This is a genomic window from Streptomyces sp. Root431 (assembly GCF_001426585.1).
Taxonomy (GTDB): domain Bacteria; phylum Actinomycetota; class Actinomycetes; order Streptomycetales; family Streptomycetaceae; genus Streptomyces; species Streptomyces stackebrandtii.
This window is the reverse complement of record NZ_LMEI01000013.1, coordinates 494,175-510,337: the sequence shown is the minus strand read 5'-3', so window position 1 is coordinate 510,337 and position 16,163 is coordinate 494,175. Positions and strand designations below refer to the sequence as shown.

The following is a 16,163-nucleotide window of genomic DNA, read 5'->3' as shown; positions in this document are numbered from 1 at the left end:
TACGGGTGCTTACTGCTTGCCGCAGTTCGAGGCCAGCTTCTGCTCCTCCGCGGTGAGGGTGGGACCCGGCGACGGAGCGGCTGTGGTGGGCTTGGAGTCAGGGGTGGCGGGGCCGTCCGGCGTCTCGGCCGGCGGCTTGCTCGCCTGGTCCGCGGCCTTCTCGGCGGCGGCGCGGCGCTGCTCGGTCTTCTTGCAGGCCGAGGCCTGCGCGGCCAGCTCGGAGATCTTCGTCTCCGCCTTGCCGAGGCTGCCGCCCGTGATCGTGTCCTCGACCTGCTTCCGCTGGTAGGCGGGGAGGTACTTGAGTTCGATCTCGGGGTGGTCCTTCTCGACCTTCGACAGCGAGACCCAGGCCAGGTCCTGGCTGATGCCCTGGTAGAGCGCCACGTGCTGGTCCTTGGAGCCGACGAAGTACTGCGTCTGCGTCCACCGCCAGCCGCCGTAGAGCCCGCCGCCGACGATGCCGAGGACCAGGACGAGGAAGAAGGACCGCTTCAGCCACTTGCGGCCGGTGCGCGGCTTGACGAAGTCGTCGTCCGTGTACGACTCGAAGGAGCCCTGCGGCGGCATGCCGCCGTAGCCGTGGTCGTCGCCGCTGCCGGGCGGACCGAAGCCACCGGCCGGCGGCTGCTGCTGCGGGGCCGGGCGGCCGAGGCCGGAGGCGCGGCCGGCGGGGGTCTGCATCGCCCCGCCGTCGTTCAGCTGGGCCGCCTGGTTCTCGGCGACCGCGCCCACGATGACCGGGGTGTCGCTGAGGTGACCGGCGAGGGTGTCGCCGCCGTCGACGTCGAGGACGTCGGCGACGATCACCGTGATGTTGTCGGGGCCGCCGCCGCGCAGCGCGAGCTGGATCAGCTCCTGCACGGTCTCCTGCGGGCCCTGGTAGCTGGCGAGCGTGTCCTCGAGGGTCTGGTGGGACACCACACCGGACAGGCCGTCGGAGCAGATCAGATAGCGGTCGCCGGCCCGGACCTCACGGATGGAGAGGTCGGGTTCGACGTGGTCGCCGCTGCCGAGCGCGCGCATGAGGAGCGAGCGCTGCGGGTGGGTGGTGGCCTCTTCCTCGGTGATCCGGCCCTCGTCGACGAGGCGCTGGACCCACGTGTGGTCCTGCGTGATCTGGGTGAGGACACCGTCACGGAGCAGGTACGCGCGGGAGTCGCCGACGTGCACGAGGCCGAGGCGCTGACCGGTCCACAGCAGGGCCGTGAGCGTCGTGCCCATGCCCTCCAGCTGCGGGTCCTCCTCGACCATCATCCGCAGCTGGTCGTTGGCGCGCTGCACCGCCGTACCGAGCGAGGTGAGGATGTCGGAACCGGGGACGTCGTCGTCGAGCGTGACGAGCGTGGAGATCACCTCGGAGGAGGCGACCTCACCGGCGGCCTGGCCGCCCATGCCGTCGGCGATGGCGAGCAGCCGGGGACCGGCATAGCCGGAGTCCTCGTTGCCCTCGCGGATCATGCCCTTGTGGGAGCCCGCGGCGAAACGCAGGGACAGAGTCATGCGCACCTGCCCTGTCGACGCTGCATCGGGGTACAGCCGGTCTCGACCCACACTGCCCACCCTCCGGTCGCTCCGCTCATTGTCGTACTACTTCCGCAGCTCGATGACGGTCTTGCCGATGCGAATCGGCGCGCCCAGCGGAATCGGTGTGGCGGTGGTGAGGCGGGTCCGGTCGAGATAGGTGCCGTTCGTGGACCCGAGATCCTCGACGATCCACTGGCCGTCCCGGTCCGGGTAGATCCTGGCGTGCCGGCTGGACGCGTAGTCGTCGTCCAGCACGATCGTCGAATCGTGCGCCCGGCCCAGCGTGATCGTCTGGCCTTGGAGCGCGACGGTGGTGCCGGTGAGGGTGCCCTCGGAGACGACCAGCTTGGTCGGGGCGCCACGGCGCTGCCGGCCGCCCGCGGCGGGCTGCTGGCCGCGCTGCTGCGGAGGCGCGGTGGCCTGCTGGCGCGTGTTCTGCTGCGGCCGGGCGTCCTGGCGCCGTGAACCGCGCTGAGTCACCCGCGTTCCGAACAGATCGCTGCGGATGACCTGGACGGCCACGATGACGAACAGCCACAGAACGGCCAGGAAACCCAACCGCATGACCGTCAGGGTCAGCTCTGACATTGCCCCCGCTTCACCCTTCGGCTTGCCGGTAAACGATGGTGGTGCTGCCCACGACGATCCGCGAGCCGTCGCGGAGCGTAGCGCGGGTGGTGTGCTGCCCGTCCACCACGATGCCGTTGGTGGATCCCAGATCCTGGATCGTCGAGGGCGTTCCGGTCCGGATCTCGCAGTGCCGGCGGGAGACGCCGGGATCGTCGATCCTCACGTCCGCGTCGGTGCTGCGGCCGAGGACCAGGGTCGGGCGTGAGATCTGATGGCGGTTGCCGTTGATCTCGATCCAGCGGCGGACCTGAGAGCTAGCTCCGGCCCCGGTGCCCGTGCCGGGCATGGCCACGGGGCCGCCGGCCGGGCGTCCCGCGGGTGCCGCGGGACGGTGGCCGGGGGCGCCGGGAGGCGGCGAGGCGGGCATGGGCGGAGCGCCGGCCGGGGGGTACCCGTAACCGCCGCGGCCCTGTGCCTGGCCAGGCTGCTGCTGGTGCTGCTGGGGTCCGGCAGCGGGCGGCTGCGGCTGTGACGTACTCGACGCGAGTGTGCGGCTGCGCACCCGGTACAGACCGGTGTCGAGGTCGTCGGCCTTCTCCAGATGGACCTTGATCGGGCCCATGAAGGTGTACCGCTGCTGCTTCGCGTATTCCCTGACCAGGCCGGCGAGCTCGTCGCCGAGCTGGCCCGAGTAGGGGCTGAGGCGCTCGTAGTCCGGCGCGCTCAGCTCCACGATGAAGTCGTTGGGGACGACGGTCCGCTCGCGGTTCCAGATCGTCGCGTTGTTGTCGCACTCGCGCTGGAGTGCGCCGGCGATCTCGACGGGCTGGACCTCGGACTTGAAGACCTTGGCGAAGGTGCCGTTGACCAGACCTTCGAGGCGCTGCTCGAATCGCTTCAGGACTCCCATGGGGCACCTCCTCCGTCGTTGTCGTCCTGGTACTGCTTACTGATCGTATCCACGCGTCGGGAAATCGGCTGGTTCCCCTTCTCTGCCCTGTGGACGAGTGTCACCTCTCACAGACCTTTCCCCCGGATCGTAGAGGCGGCCTGTGGACAGTGTCCCGCACCCGACTGTGGGACCCGCGATGGGACCGGGGTCCGGTCCCGCGAGCGGACGTGCGGTCCGTCACCTTCCTCCCTCCCCTTCCTCTCTGTGCCCATCCGTTCCCTCGCTGCTGCCCTCACTCCTTCCCCCGGGGGTCTCGGGCAGGCCTTCCTCGGCCCTCCCTCTCTCCTTGTTCTCAGGGAGTGGGGGCGAAACAACGGATGTGAATCCACGGTCTCCGACGTGCTAATCTTCAGATGTCGCCAGGCGCTCGCACCGAAAGGTGAGAGGGCGTGGAGGTCATCAATGCGCGGGTGGCGGAATAGGCAGACGCGCTGGATTCAGGTTCCAGTGCCCGAAAGGGCGTGGGGGTTCAACTCCCCCCTCGCGCACCAGACGGAAGCCCCGTAGGTCATCGACCTACGGGGCTTCCGCATTTGTGTCGTGGAATGTGAGCCTTCCCACGTCGGTCTGGGCCGTCGGGTCTCGCGCTGGACGGCTCTCGGGTCGGAGTGCGGGGCTCGGGGGCGGGGCTCGGGTCGGCGTCGGGTCTCGGGCCGGGGTGCGGGGACGCGGGGCGAGGTCGCGACTTTTGTCGTCGTGGGGCGAGACGAAAGACGGACGTCCGCGGGCGGGGGCGCTGCCTAGGGTGCGAGCGTGGACGTTATGTCGAAGTCGGGGGACCGGGGCGCGGGCGGGATCGACACCGGGACCGCGACCGGGAACGAGGCAGGAATCGGGGCCAGGGCCGGGGCGAGAGCCGCTGCCTGGTGGGGATGGTTCGCCGTACCCGGGCAGTGGTCGCGGCGCAGGACCGCCGGTGAGATATCGCTCGCGGTGGTCGTCGCGCTGCTTGCCGCCGGGAGCGAGGAGCTCCTGGGCGGTGAGGGCTGGCGTCTGGCCGGGGTCGCCGCCGGCGCCGCCGTGCTGTCGTTGCTGCGGCGCAGGCTGCCCGCGAGCGTGCTCGTCGTCGCCGCGGGGCTCGCCCCCTTCCTGCCTGGCTTCGGGCCGCTGCTCATCGTGGTCAGCTGGTCGGCCGGCCGGTACGTCGCCAGTGCCGGGCGGGCGCTGGCCGCGTTCATGGCCGCCTTCGTCCTGGACGTCGGGGGGACGCTCCTGGAGACCGGGGACCACAAGCGGCTCCTCACGGTGGCCTTCCTCGCGACCCTCTACTACCTGGCCACCACGCTGGCGCCCGGGCTCGCCCACCGCTACTGGACCCAGCGGCGGACCCTGCTGCACGCCCTCCAGGAGCGCAACGCCCAGTTGCTGCGGGAGCGGACGATGGTGGCCTGGCAGGCGCGGCTGCGGGAGCGGCAGCGGATCGCCCAGGACATGCACGACAGCCTCGGGCACCAGCTGGCGCTGATCGCCGTGCACACGGGCGCCTTGGAGGTGGACCGGGAGCTGAGCGATCGGCAGCGCGAGGTCGTCGGAGTCCTGCGGAACGCGTCGGTGACGGCGATGCAGGAGCTGCGGGAGGTCGTCGGCATATTGCGCGACGGGATCGAGGCGACGGAGGGAACGGCCTCGGCTCCCGCGCTGGCCGGGGACGAGACGGGGCGGGCGGCCCGGGGGACCGCCGGCATCGAGGGGCTCGTGGTGGCGGCCAGGGCGGCCGGAACCACGGTCGGACTGAGCCGGCTCGGGGAGGAGCGGCCACTGGCACCGGCCGCGGACCACGCCGCGTACCGGATCGTGCAGGAGGCGCTGACCAACGCCTACAAGTACGCGCCGGGGGCGCCGATCGGCGTCGAGCTGCGGTACGAGCCGGACACCTTCGTCGTGGAGGTCCTCAACGAGGCCTCGGCGGACGGTCCGGCCAAGGACGTGGTGAGCGGCGGGCAGGGGCTGACCGGACTGGCCGAGCGGGCCCGGCTGGTGGGCGGCATGTGCCACGCGGGTCCGGCCGACGGAGGCGGTTTCCGCGTGGCCGGGATGCTGCCGTACGGGGCGGCGCCCGTCGCCGAGGCAGCGCCTTTGGTCGATGCCGCCGACGACTTCCGGCAGCAGTCGACGAGACCGCTCGTGGGCGATGGTCGTCCGGTCGTGGTCGGACCGGCCGACTGGACGTTCACGGAGCGGGAGCTGGCGATGGCGGTGCGCGGGGGCAGAGGCAAGGGCATGAGCGCGGGCGGTGGGGTCGCCCTGGGCTGCGGGATCGCGGTCGCGGCGGTCGTCCTGCTCGTGGTGGCCGCGGGCTTCGGACTCTTCTTCATGATCAATTCGATGGAGGAGGGGATGATCGAGCCCGCGCAGTACGACGCGGTGAAGGTCGGCACGGCCGAGCGTGAGGTTCGTGAGCAACTTCCTTCGGGCGACACGATCGCCACCGTCGGCCTGACCGGCAAGGGGCCCGCCCAGCCGGACGGAGCGGACTGCCTGGTGCTGCTGTCCTCGGACACGGGCGACGACTTCGACAAGGAGCCCGTTTTCCGGTTCTGTTTCAAGGACGGCAAGCTGATCGAGAAGAAGTCGTACGTGGTCGAGCAGCGGTGACGCTGTCCTCGGTCCTAGCGGGAGTCGTGGGGGAGTAGCTGTGGCAGGGCAGCCCATCAGGGTCGTGATCGCCGATGACGAGCCCCTGATCCGGGCCGGGATCCGGATGATCCTCATCTCGGACCCGGACATCGAGGTGGTCGGCGAGGCGGCCGACGGCCGGGCGGCCGTCGAGGCGGCGCGGGCGCACGCCGCCGACGTGGTGCTGCTCGACATCCAGATGCCGGTGCTCGACGGCCTCTCCGCGCTGCCGGAGCTGCGCCGGGCCGCACCGGCGTCCCGGGTGATCGTCCTGACGACCTTCGGGGAGCGCGAGAACGTCCTGCGAGCGCTGGAGCACGGGTGCGCCGGGTTCCTGCTCAAGGACACGGCGCCGGCGGAGCTCATCCGGGCGGTGCGGGCGGCCGCCGCGGGGGACGCGTACCTGTCGCCGGCGGCGACCCGGCACGTCGTGGAGCGGCTGGCCACGGGCCGGGAGGCCGCGAGGTCCGAGCAGGCGCGGGGGCGGGTGGCGGCGCTGAGCGAGAAGGAGCGCGAGGTGCTGGCGGTGCTCGGGGAAGGGCTGTCCAACGCGGACGCGGGCAGACGGCTGCACATGAGCGAGGCCACGGTGAAGACGTACGTGAGCCGCATCCTGGCCAAGCTGGACTGCGAGAACCGGGTGCAGGCGGCGCTGCTGGCCCGGGACGCGGGGCTCTAAGCCCCCTGCTGGGGTGGGCGGCCGGGGCGGCGCCGGTATGAGTGTGGGGCGAAGGCCTCAGCGCGGGGTGTCGGCCTGAGCACGGGGTCTCGGCCTGAGCGTGGGGGCACGGCCTGGGCGTGGGGCGCCGGTCTTGGCGTGGGGCGCCCGGTCTTGGCGTGGGATGCCGGTCTTAGCGCGGGTCGCCCGGTCTTAGCGCGGGGCGCCGGCCTCAGCGCGGGTTGCCGGTCGGGAGGCTGCCGCCCGTGCCTGCGGTGTTGTAGCGGAGGAGGTAGGCGGCGAACCGGGCGAGGTCATCGGCCGACCAGTCCCTGAGACGTTCCTGATAGGCGGCGTGGCGGTTCGTCTGCGCCGTGGCGAGGACCTGGGCGCCCGCCTCCGTGGGGTGCAGGACCTGGACGCGGTGGTCGTCCGGCGCGGGCCGTCGCTCGACCAGGCCGAGCCGCTCCAGGGTGGCGACCTGGCGGCTGACCGTCGACTTGTCCAGCAGGTAGTGGGCCGCGAGGTCCGTGGCGCGGCAGCCGCGCTGCTCGTCGATGTGGGCGAGGAGCGTGTAGGAGACGAGCGGGAGCTCGGGGTGGACCCGGGCCGCCGCGGCGCGGGCGCGGCGCGCGAAGGCCGTCAGCTCGCGCTGGATGACGTCCACGGACGCCTCGCGCGGTACCTCTGCGCCACCGGTCATGGTGCGCTCCCCTGTCGTCGGTTGTCGTCGGCTGCGGTTTCAGTTGTATAGTACAACGGTTCTTTAGTTGTAAAAGCCAACCATGGAGGTTCCGGTGTCCGCAGGACCGAGCACCAACGGCGCATTGCGGCATGTCCTCGGACATCTGCTCACTCCCCTGCTGATGTGCGTCGGCATGGGCCTCGCCTACCTCGGCGCCTTCCACGCCCCCGCGCCCCACGACCTGCGCGTCGACGTCGTCGGCTCCGGCCCGAGCGCCCAGGTCCTCGCGCAGACGCTCCAGGACAAGGGCGCGGGCGCCCTCGACGTCCGTACCGTCGCCGACCGGGAGACGGCCGTCGCCTCCCTCCGCGAGCAGGGCAGCTTCGGGGCCTACATCCCCGGCCAGCAGCCCGAGCTCCTCGTCGCCTCGGGCTCCTCCGACACCAGCGCCATGGCCGTCGAGAAGCTCTTCACCAAGGTCGCCGCCGCGCAGGACGCCCCGCTCAAGGTCACCGACGTCGCCCCCGTCGCCTCCGGCGACCCCACCGGTCAGGGGATCTTCTTCCTGCTCGTCGCCCTCAGCATCGGCTCCTACGCCTCGGTCGCCGTCATCGGCGGAGCCGGCGCCGTCCTGCCCATGCGGATCAGGGCCCTCCTCGCCGCCGCGATGTCGCTGGTCGTCAGCCTGATCGGCACCCTGTTCGCCGGACCGGTCTTCCACCTCGTCGACCAGGGCCTCGGCGGAGTCTGGGCGATGTCCTGGCTGTACGCGGCCGGCATCCTGCTCGTCGGCGTCGGCCTCCACACCTTCCTGCGCCGCTGGACCACGCTCGGCGTGATGGTGCTCTTCGTGATGCTCAACTTCACGAGCTCCGGCGGCATCTACCGGCCCGAGCTCCAGCCCGGCTTCTTCGGCGCGCTGCACGCCTTCTGGAACGGCGCCGGCTTCGTCGAGGGCGTCCGCAGCCACGTGTACTTCGGCGGCCACGCGCTCGGCGGACACGTCCTCGTCCTCGCCCTGTGGTTCCTCGCCGGAGCCGCGCTCGTGGTGACCGCCGGAGCCGTGGAGGCCAGGCGCAGCGGCGCGGAGAAGGCCGAGGACAAGGGCAAGGAGCAGGCCGGCGAGAAGGTCGGGGCAGCGGAGGAGTCCGAGGAGGAGATGGCCGAGGCGGTCGCCGTCTGAGTTGTCCACAGGGCGTTGTCCACAGGGGGAGACGGTCGCTCAGGTGCGGAGGTACCTTCAGGGCCGGATGATGTTGGACATCGCATCGGGGGAGGACGTCCCATGGACGAGATCCGGGCCGCAGTGCCGGGACAGCGCGGTACCGAAGGGACGGCGGACGGAGAGCGCGTCCCGCACGTACCGGGCTTCGCGCGGCGCGCCGCCGCCGGCGGCACGGGGGTCTCCCCCAAGGACGCGGGCAAGGAACTGCGCGGCCGGGTGCCGCGCTCCGCACACGACCGGCCGGCCCTCGCGGCCGACCGGCCGGACGCCGTCCGCGCCGTCGAGGAGTCCAGCCGCGGCCGGGTGCCCGAGCTCGCGCCGATACGGGTCGGGAGGATGGCGGCCAGCCCCTTCGCCTTCCTGCGCGGATCCGCCGGCCTCATGGCCCAGGACCTCGTCACGACCCCCGTCACCGGGATATCCGCCCAGCTGTGCGGCGACGCCCACGCCGCCAACTTCGGCCTCTACGGCGATGCCCGCGGCCGGCTCGTCATGGACCTCAACGACTTCGACGAGACGATCGTCGGCCCCTGGGAATGGGACCTCAAGCGGCTCGTCACCTCGCTCGTCCTCGCCGGGCGCGAGGTGGGCGCGAGCGAGGAGGTGTGCAGGGCGGCCGCCTTCGACACCGTCGGCGCCTACCGGCGCACCATGCGCCTCCTGGCCCGGCTCCCCGCCCTCGACGCCTGGAACGCGATAGCCGACGAGGAACTCGTCTCCCACACCGACGCCCGCGATCTCCTCGGGACCCTGGAGAAGGTCTCGGCGAAGGCCCGGAACAACACCAGCGCCCGCTTCGCCGCCCGGTCGACCGAGGCGGTCACCGACACCGAGGGCGGCGGCCGCAGGTTCGTGGACGCTCCCCCGGTGCTGCGCAGGGTCCCCGACGGTGAGGCGGCGGCCGTCGCCGCCTCCCTCGGCGCCTACCTGGAGACCGTGTCCGAGGACCGGCGGCCGCTCCTCGCGCGGTACGCCGTCCACGACGTCGCCTTCCGGGTCGTCGGCACCGGCAGCGTCGGCACCCGCTCCTATGTCGTGCTGCTGCTCGACCACCGGGGCGAGCCGCTCGTGCTCCAGGTGAAGGAGGCGAGGCCTTCGGTCCTGCTGCCGTACCTGCCGGCCGTGGGCTTCACCGTGCCGGACCCCGGCCACGAGGGGCGGCGCGTGGTGCTCGGGCAGAAGCGGATGCAGGTGGTCAGCGACCATCTGCTCGGTTGGGCCACGGTCGAAGGGCGCCCGTTCCAGGTGCGCCAGTTCCGCAACCGCAAGGGCAGCGTCGACCCCGCCGCCCTCACCGTCGACCAGGTCGACGACTACGGCCGGATGACCGGGGCGCTGCTGGCCCGGGCGCACGCCCACAGCGCCGATCCGCGGCTGATAGCCGGCTACTGCGGCAAGAACGAGGAGCTCGACGAGGCCGTCGCGTCTTTCGCCGTCACGTACGCGGACCGCACCACCGCGGACCACGCCGACCTGCTCGCCGCCGTCCGGGCGGGGCGCATAGCGGCAGAACTGGGCGTCTGACCGACGCCCGCATCGGGGGGAGGGAGGGGAGGGGGAGGGAGGGGGAGGCCCCCCGAAGGACCGTAGGCTGGGCGGGACGAGCCGGAACGAGGACGTGGGCGGGCGTGAACGTGAGCGTGGACCAGGGTGCGAATGACGAGCCCAAGCCCTCGGCTGATGCCGAGGCCGAGCGGTCCGCGGACGAGCAGCCTTCGGGCGAGCAGCCCGTGGGTGAGCGGTCTGTGGGCGAGCAGCGCGTGGACGAGTGGTCTGTGAGCGAGGCGTCCGTGGGCGGCGAGCGGGGGGCGGAGGCGTCTGCTGCGGACGAGCGGCCCGAGGCTCGGTTGGAGCGGGCCGTGCGGGCCGCCGAGCAGGCGTTGATCGAGTTCGAGATCGCCGTCGAGACCTTCCGGGTCGAGGTGGAGAACTTCTCCCGGCTGCACCACCAGAAGCTCGGCCCCATGTACGCGCGGCTCGACGAGCTCGACGCGCGGATCGCCGAGGCGCGGGCGGCGCGCACCGGGGACCCGGAGGATCTGCGGCGGGCCCAGGAGGCGCGGGCCGCGGTCATGCCCATGCCCGGGGTGGAAGAGCTGTTCAACGACTGGATCGACTCCGACGGCCTCTCCCCCGAGGCGGCGGCCATGCTCAACGAGCGGCCGGTGCAGGCGCCGAAGCGGGTCCGGCCCGGTGAGGAGGCGCGCAGGCTCTACCGCGAGCTGGCCCGCAAGGCCCACCCCGACCTGGCTCGGGAGGAGGACGAGCGGCAGCGGCGCGAGGAGTTCATCACGCGGGTGAACGCCGCCTACGCCCGGGGCGACGAGGCGCAGCTGCGCGAGCTCGCCGCCGAGTGGGAGGCCGGTCCGGTGCCGGCCGAGGAGCGGCTCAGCGAGAGCGAGGAGCTGTACGCGCGCCTGGAGTGGCTGGCGGAGCGCAAGGACATGCTGTCCGTGATGGCGCGCGAGCTGGAGGAGTCCGCGATCGGCGCGATGCTCCGGATGGCTCCGGACGACCCGGACCGGCTCCTGGAAGAGATCGCCGAGCAGCTGCTGGCGCAGGTCTCCGAGCGTGAGACCGAGCTCGCCGGGCTGGTGGAGTAGGTTTTTTCCATGCGCTCGAACTACGTCGGGCGGTTCTGACGAGAGAAGGCCAGTCCCATGAATTTCTCCCCGCTGCCCTCGGTGGACGCGGCTTCCGTGCCGGCCGATGCCCTGGTGCTGGACGTCCGGGAGGACAACGAATGGGAGGCCGGGCATGTCGAGGGTGCGCTGCACGTGCCGATGAGCGACTTCGTGGCGCGCTTCGGTGAGGTGACGGAGGCGGTGGCCGAGCGCGGTACCGCCTATGTGATGTGCCGGGTGGGTGGCCGGTCGGCGCAGGTCACGCAGTATCTGGTGCAGCAGGGCTTCGACGCGGTGAACATCGACGGCGGGATGCTCGCCTGGGACGGTGCCGGGCGTCCGATGGTGACGGGGAACGGGAGCCCGGCCTTCGTCCTCTGACCTGAGGCGTCTGGCCTGAGGTGACTGACCTGAGGCGTCTGGCCTGAGGTGTCAGCCGAGGGGGTGGGCGGCCAGGAGGTCGCCCAGTGCCTCCTCGTGGGCGGCCGCGGGGCCGAGGGACAGTTCGAGCTGTTTGGCCCAGGCGTGGTAGCGGTGCAGGGGGTAGTCGGTGTCGGCGCCGAACCCGCCGTGCAGGTGCTGGGCGGTCTGCACCACGCGCCGTACGCCCTCGGAGGCCCAGATCTTCGCGACGGCGATGTCCCCGGCGGCGGGGAGCGCCCCGTCGGCCCCGGTGGAGACGCGCCAGGCGGCCTGCCAGAGGGTGGCCTCCATGGCGCGCAGGTCGATGTAGCGGTCGGCGGTCTGGACGGCGACGGCCTGGAAGGTGGCCACGGGGTGGCCGAACTGTTCGCGCTTGCCGGTGTATTGGCTCGTCATGGCGAGGACGGCTTCGCCGAGTCCGAGGGCGAGTGCGCAGGTGCCGGTGGTGAGGAGCTCGCGCAGCCGCTCGCCGGCGCCTTCGGTGTCGATGACGTCGGTGCTGTCGAGGCGTACGGCGTCGAGGTGGAGTTCGGCGAGGAGTTCGCCGCTGGTGGAGTACTGCTCGACGAGGGTGACGCCTTCGTGGGTGCGGGGGACCAAGGCGAGGACGGTGCGGTCCTCGGGGGTGTGCGCGGGGACGGCGATGAGGTCGGCGCCGTGCGCCCAGGGGACGGCGCTCTGGAGTCCGTCGAGGACCCAGGTGGTGCCGTCGCGGCGGGCGGTGACGGCGCGGTCGGCCGGGTCGTGGCCGGTGCGGCCGTGGGAGGCGGCGGTGAGGACGAGTTCGCCGCGGCAGACACGGGGGAGGAGCGTGGCGGCCGTCGCCCGGTCCGCGTACCGGTCGATGGTCATCGCTACGGCGCCCGTCTCCAGGAGGGGTACGCGGGCGAGGACGCGGGCGGATTCGCGCAGCACGAGGCAGAGGGCGACGGGGTCGAGTCCGGCGCCGCCGTGCTCGGGGGACAGGGTGAGGCCGAGGAGGTCGGCGGCGGCGAGGCGGGACCAGAGTGCTCGGTCGAGGTCCTCGGAGACGGCGCCCGGCGTGAGGGCCGGGCTCGGTACCGCGTCGGGTGCGATGTCCGCGAAGACCGCCTTGGCCGCCTCGACGGCCGCCTGTTGTTCTTCGGTGAAGGTGAAGTCCACGGTCCTGCCCTCCCGTTGCCGCGCCTGCTCTCTCTGCCCTGACGAGCCGTCAAGATAGAACAGGTTCTAGCGGAAGGGAATGGCGGTGCCGGGGTTCGTCAGCGGTCGAAGTCCAACTCCACGTCCGGGGTGACGGGATGGGACTGGCAGGCCAGTACGTATCCGGCCTCGGTCTCGTCGGGCTCCAGCGCGAAGTTGCGGTCCATCCGGACCTCTCCGCCGACGAGGAAGGCGCGGCAGGTGCCGCACACTCCGCCCTTGCAGGCGTACGGGGCGTCGGCGCGGGCGCGCAGCACCGTGTCGAGGAGCGTCTCGCCGCGGTCCACGGGCCAGGTGCCGGAGCGGCCGTGGAGGGTCGCGGTCAGGGTCGCGTGCGCGGGGGTGTCGGCCGCGGCGACGGGTGCGGGTGCCGAGCCGTCGTCGACGTGGAAGATCTCCTGGTGGATTCTTCCCCGGTCCACCCCGAGGGCGCGCAGTGTCTGCTCGGCGCCCTGGACGAGCCCGAAGGGGCCGCAGAGGAACCAGCCGTCGATCTCGCCGACCGGCAGCAGCGCGGGCAGCAGGGTGTCGAGCCGCTCGCGGTCGAGGCGGCCGGAGGGCAGTCCCGCCTGCTGTTCCTCGCGGGAGAGCACGGTGACGAGCTGGAAGCGGTCCGGGTAGCGGTCCTTGAGGTCGGCCACCTCGTCGAGGAACATCGTGGAGGAGGCGGTGCGGTCGCTCCGGATCAGGCAGAACCTGGCCTCGGGCTCCCGGGCGAGCAGGGTGGCCGCCATGGAAAGCACCGGGGTGATGCCGCTGCCGCCGACGACGGCGGCGAAGTGGCCGGGGCGCGGGGTGAGCGTGAAGCGGCCCATGGGTTCCATGACCTCGACGAGGTCGCCGGCGGTCAGCTCCTTGAGCGCGTACGTCGAGAACGCGCCGCCGTCGACGAGCCGGATGCCGACGCGCAGGACGGGGGTCTCGCCGGCGGGGGCGGCGGGGGCGCAGATCGAGTAGGTGCGCCGGATCTCCTCCCCCTGCTCGCCCGTGCGGCGCAGGGCGAGGTGCTGGCCGGGGAGGTGCCGGTACGTCTCGTGGAGCTCGGGCGGTACCGCGAAGGTGACGGCCACGGAGTCGTCCGTGAGCCGCTCGACCTCGCTGACGCGGAGCGGATGGAACCCGGCCCGGGCGGCGGCTGAGGGCGGCATCTACAGCTCCTTGAAGTGGTCGAACGGTTCGCGGCAGGCGGTGCAGCGGCGCAGGGCCTTGCACGCGGTGGAGGAGAAGCGGCTGAGGAGCTCGGTGTCGGTGGAGCCGCAGTGGGGGCAGCGGATCGCCAGGGTCAGGGGCACGGGGCCGCCGGCCGGGCCTTGGGGGCGCGGTGGGGCGATGCCGAACTCGGCGAGCTTGCGCCGTCCTTCCTCGCTGATGTCGTCGGTGGACCAGGCGGGGGCGAGGACCGTGACGACGGAGACGTCGGGCACGCCGTGCTCGTGGAGGGCGCGCTCGATGTCCGAGGACATCGCCTCGATCGCGGGGCAGCCCGTGTACGTCGGGGTGAGGGAGACCTCGACCCGGCCGGGGCCGGTGACGTGGACGCCTCGCATGACGCCGAGCTCCTCGAGGGTGAGGACGGGCATCTCGGGGTCGAGGACGGCGCCGGCGATCCGGCTGAGCTCTTCCTCCAGGGCGGTCATGGTCACCATGTCGCCCCCGGGTGGCTGCGGTGCAGGTGCTGCATCTCGGCGAGCATCCGGCCGAAGGACTCGGTGTGGAGGCCCTGTCGGCCGGCGCCCGCGGCCCAGGCGCCGGTGCGGGGGCCGGTGGGCACGGTGAGCGTGGCCTTGTCGAGGACGGCCGTGACGGAGTCGAGCCAGGCGCTCTCCATGGCGGCGTGGTCCAGGTCGAGGCCGTCGACGGGCTGGAACAGCTCGCCGGTGTAGCGCCAGAGGGCGTCGCAGGCCCGCTGCATCCGCTCGTGACTCTCGGGGGTGCCGTCGCCGAGGCGCAGGGTCCAGTGCTCGGCGTGGTCCTGGTGGTAGGCGATCTCCTTGACGGCCTTGGCCGCGAGGCCGGCGAAGGGGCCGTCGCCGGTGGCCAGCTGTCCGTACAGGAGCCGCTGGTAGGTGGAGAAGTACAGCTGCCGGGCGATGGTGTGGGCGAAGTCGCCGTTCGGCTGTTCGACCAGTTGTGCGTTCCGGAAGGAGCGCTCCTCGCGGAGGTAGGCCAGTTCGTCCTCGTCTCCGGCGAGGGAGAGCAGGACGCGGGCCTGGCCGAGCAGGTCGAGTGCGATGTTCGCCAGGGCGACCTCCTCCTCCAGGACGGGGGCGGAGCCGGCCCACTCCCCCAGCCGGTGGGAGAGGATGAGCGCGTCGTCGCCGAGGGCGAGGGCGGCGGCGGTGGGCACGGTGGCCTCGCGGGTGCCGGGGGTGCTCACAGGTGCTTCACCCCCTCCGGGATCTCGTAGAACGTCGGGTGGCGGTAGGGCTTGTCCGCGGACGGCTCGAAGAAGGGGTCCTTCTCGTCGGGCGAGGAGGCGGTGATCTCCGTGGAGGGCACGACCCAGATCGAGACGCCTTCGCTCCTGCGGGTGTACAGGTCGCGGGCGTTCCGCAGGGCCATCTCCGCGTCGGGTGCGTGGAGACTGCCCGCGTGGGTGTGGGACAGTCCGCGGCGGGAGCGCACGAACACCTCCCACAGCGGCCAACCGTCGCTCGTCATGCCTGTGCCTCCCCGTGCTTGCCGGTGTGCTTCTCCGCGTAGGCCGCGGCTGCTTCTCTGACCCAGGCGCCGTCCTCGTGGGCCTGGCGCCGCTGGCTCAGCCGCTGGTCGTTGCAGGGGCCGTTCCCCTTGAGGACGTCCCAGAACTCGGTCCAGTCGATGGGCCCGAAGTCGTAGTGCCCGCGCTCCTCGTTCCACCGGAGGTCGGGGTCGGGGAGGGTGAGGCCGAGCGCCTCGGCCTGCGGCACGGCGATGTCGACGAAACGCTGGCGCAGTTCGTCGTTGGTGTGGCGCTTGATCTTCCAGGCCATGGCCTGGGCGGTGTGGGTCGACTCGTCGTCCGGCGGGCCGAACATCATCAGCGAGGGCCACCACCAGCGGTCCACCGCGTCCTGCGCCATGGCGTGCTGGGCCTCGGTGCCGTTCGACAGGGCGAGGAGGGCCTCGTATCCCTGGCGCTGGTGGAAGGACTCCTCCTTGCAGACCCGGACCATCGCCCGGGCGTACGGCCCGTAGGAGCAGCGGCAGAGGGGGACCTGGTTGGTGATCGCGGCCCCGTCCACGAGCCAGCCGATCGCGCCGACGTCGGCCCAGGTCAGCGTGGGGTAGTTGAAGATCGAGGAGTACTTCTGGCGGCCGGCGTGGAGCTTGTCGAGCAGCTCGTCGCGGCTGGTGCCGAGGGTCTCCGCGGCGCTGTACAGGTACAGGCCGTGGCCGGCCTCGTCCTGGACCTTGGCGATGAGGATCGCCTTGCGGCGCAGCGAGGGCGCGCGGGTGATCCAGTTCGCCTCGGGCTGCATGCCGATGATTTCGGAGTGGGCGTGCTGCGCGATCTGCCGGACGAGCGAGGCGCGGTAGGCCTCGGGCATCCAGTCGCGTGGCTCGATCCGCTCGTCGGCGGCCACGGCGGCGTCGAACACGGCTTCGTAGGCGGCCTGTGTCGCCGCTACGGCCGCGTCCGACACGCCGGGCGTGCCCGTGGTTCCTGTCGTCCCTGCCGTCACTGCGGTCATCGAACCCCCTACCGACCGATCGTTCGG

At 72.1% G+C, this 16,163-nt stretch carries 16 protein-coding genes and 1 tRNA gene; 7 read left to right on the top strand and 10 right to left on the bottom strand.

Translation table 11 applies throughout. The features are described from left to right. Nucleotides 1–9: 9 nt before the first annotated feature. The 3 genes from ASC82_RS27755 to ASC82_RS27745 all read right to left on the bottom strand — a co-directional run bounded on the left by ASC82_RS27755 (nt 10) and on the right by ASC82_RS27745 (nt 3,007). Nucleotides 10–1,503 (bottom strand): Stp1/IreP family PP2C-type Ser/Thr phosphatase, encoded by a 1,494-nt coding sequence (locus tag ASC82_RS27755; protein ID WP_056653614.1) that lies wholly within the window; start codon nt 1,501–1,503, stop codon nt 10–12. Between the two features lie 87 nt (nt 1,504–1,590). Beyond that, a complete protein-coding gene (locus tag ASC82_RS27750) occupies nt 1,591–2,115 on the bottom strand; it encodes an FHA domain-containing protein (protein WP_024760368.1) in 525 nt (174 codons plus the stop codon). Between the two features lie 10 nt (nt 2,116–2,125). Further along, nucleotides 2,126–3,007, bottom strand: coding sequence for a DUF3662 and FHA domain-containing protein (locus ASC82_RS27745; RefSeq protein WP_056653609.1), 882 nt, complete (start codon nt 3,005–3,007; stop codon nt 2,126–2,128). Nucleotides 3,008–3,453: 446 nt separating this feature from the next. Here ASC82_RS27745 and ASC82_RS27740 point away from each other — a divergent pair. The 3 genes from ASC82_RS27740 (at nt 3,454) to ASC82_RS27730 (ending at nt 6,344) form a co-directional block, all read left to right on the top strand. Continuing rightward, nucleotides 3,454–3,540, top strand: a tRNA-Leu gene (locus tag ASC82_RS27740). Nucleotides 3,541–3,811: 271 nt separating this feature from the next. Next, nucleotides 3,812–5,644 (top strand): histidine kinase, encoded by a 1,833-nt coding sequence (locus tag ASC82_RS27735; protein WP_079039518.1) that lies wholly within the window; start codon nt 3,812–3,814, stop codon nt 5,642–5,644. Nucleotides 5,645–5,684: 40 nt separating this feature from the next. After that, nucleotides 5,685–6,344 (top strand): response regulator transcription factor, encoded by a 660-nt coding sequence (locus ASC82_RS27730; RefSeq protein WP_056653606.1) that lies wholly within the window; start codon nt 5,685–5,687, stop codon nt 6,342–6,344. 211 nt (nt 6,345–6,555) lie between these two features. Here ASC82_RS27730 and ASC82_RS27725 read toward each other — a convergent pair whose 3' ends face one another. After that, nucleotides 6,556–7,026: a MarR family winged helix-turn-helix transcriptional regulator gene (locus ASC82_RS27725; RefSeq protein ID WP_056653604.1), complete on the bottom strand. Its 471-nt coding sequence runs from the start codon at nt 7,024–7,026 to the stop codon at nt 6,556–6,558. An 82-nt stretch (nt 7,027–7,108) separates the two neighbouring features. On the opposite strand from ASC82_RS27725, the gene ASC82_RS27720 reads away from it, so the two are divergent. From ASC82_RS27720 to ASC82_RS27705, 4 genes are all read left to right on the top strand, one after another. Then, nucleotides 7,109–8,191: a hypothetical protein gene (locus tag ASC82_RS27720; protein WP_107105987.1), complete on the top strand. Its 1,083-nt coding sequence runs from the start codon at nt 7,109–7,111 to the stop codon at nt 8,189–8,191. A gap of 102 nt (nt 8,192–8,293) precedes the next feature. Beyond that, the gene (locus tag ASC82_RS27715) at nt 8,294–9,757 is read left to right on the top strand and encodes a DUF2252 domain-containing protein (protein ID WP_056653600.1); all 1,464 of its coding nucleotides are present in this window, start codon (nt 8,294–8,296) and stop codon (nt 9,755–9,757) included. Between the two features lie 266 nt (nt 9,758–10,023). Beyond that, a complete protein-coding gene (locus ASC82_RS27710; RefSeq protein WP_107106002.1) occupies nt 10,024–10,836 on the top strand; it encodes a hypothetical protein in 813 nt (270 codons plus the stop codon). A gap of 57 nt (nt 10,837–10,893) precedes the next feature. Beyond that, nucleotides 10,894–11,238: a rhodanese-like domain-containing protein gene (locus ASC82_RS27705; protein WP_056653597.1), complete on the top strand. Its 345-nt coding sequence runs from the start codon at nt 10,894–10,896 to the stop codon at nt 11,236–11,238. Between the two features lie 51 nt (nt 11,239–11,289). On the opposite strand, the gene ASC82_RS27700 is transcribed toward ASC82_RS27705, so the two are convergent. The 6 genes from ASC82_RS27700 to paaA all read right to left on the bottom strand — a co-directional run bounded on the left by ASC82_RS27700 (nt 11,290) and on the right by paaA (nt 16,136). Next, nucleotides 11,290–12,423: an acyl-CoA dehydrogenase family protein gene (locus ASC82_RS27700; RefSeq protein WP_056653594.1), complete on the bottom strand. Its 1,134-nt coding sequence runs from the start codon at nt 12,421–12,423 to the stop codon at nt 11,290–11,292. 98 nt (nt 12,424–12,521) lie between these two features. Then, a complete protein-coding gene (locus tag ASC82_RS27695; RefSeq protein ID WP_056653591.1) occupies nt 12,522–13,610 on the bottom strand; it encodes a 2Fe-2S iron-sulfur cluster-binding protein in 1,089 nt (362 codons plus the stop codon). Continuing rightward, the gene (gene paaD, locus ASC82_RS27690) at nt 13,611–14,108 is read right to left on the bottom strand and encodes a 1,2-phenylacetyl-CoA epoxidase subunit PaaD (RefSeq protein WP_024760357.1); all 498 of its coding nucleotides are present in this window, start codon (nt 14,106–14,108) and stop codon (nt 13,611–13,613) included. Next, complete coding sequence (paaC, locus tag ASC82_RS27685) at nt 14,102–14,839, bottom strand: 1,2-phenylacetyl-CoA epoxidase subunit PaaC (RefSeq protein WP_056653586.1); 738 nt, start codon at nt 14,837–14,839, stop codon at nt 14,102–14,104. Before paaC ends, paaD begins: the two co-directional genes overlap by 7 nt. Then, nucleotides 14,836–15,123, bottom strand: a complete 288-nt coding sequence (gene paaB, locus ASC82_RS27680; RefSeq protein WP_024760355.1) for a 1,2-phenylacetyl-CoA epoxidase subunit PaaB — start codon at nt 15,121–15,123, stop codon at nt 14,836–14,838. The genes paaC and paaB overlap by 4 nt, the downstream gene beginning before the upstream one ends. Continuing rightward, on the bottom strand, nt 15,120–16,136 hold the full coding sequence (gene paaA, locus ASC82_RS27675) for a 1,2-phenylacetyl-CoA epoxidase subunit PaaA (protein ID WP_107105986.1): 1,017 nt from the start codon (nt 16,134–16,136) through the stop codon (nt 15,120–15,122). Before paaA ends, paaB begins: the two co-directional genes overlap by 4 nt. Nucleotides 16,137–16,163 lie beyond the last annotated feature (27 nt).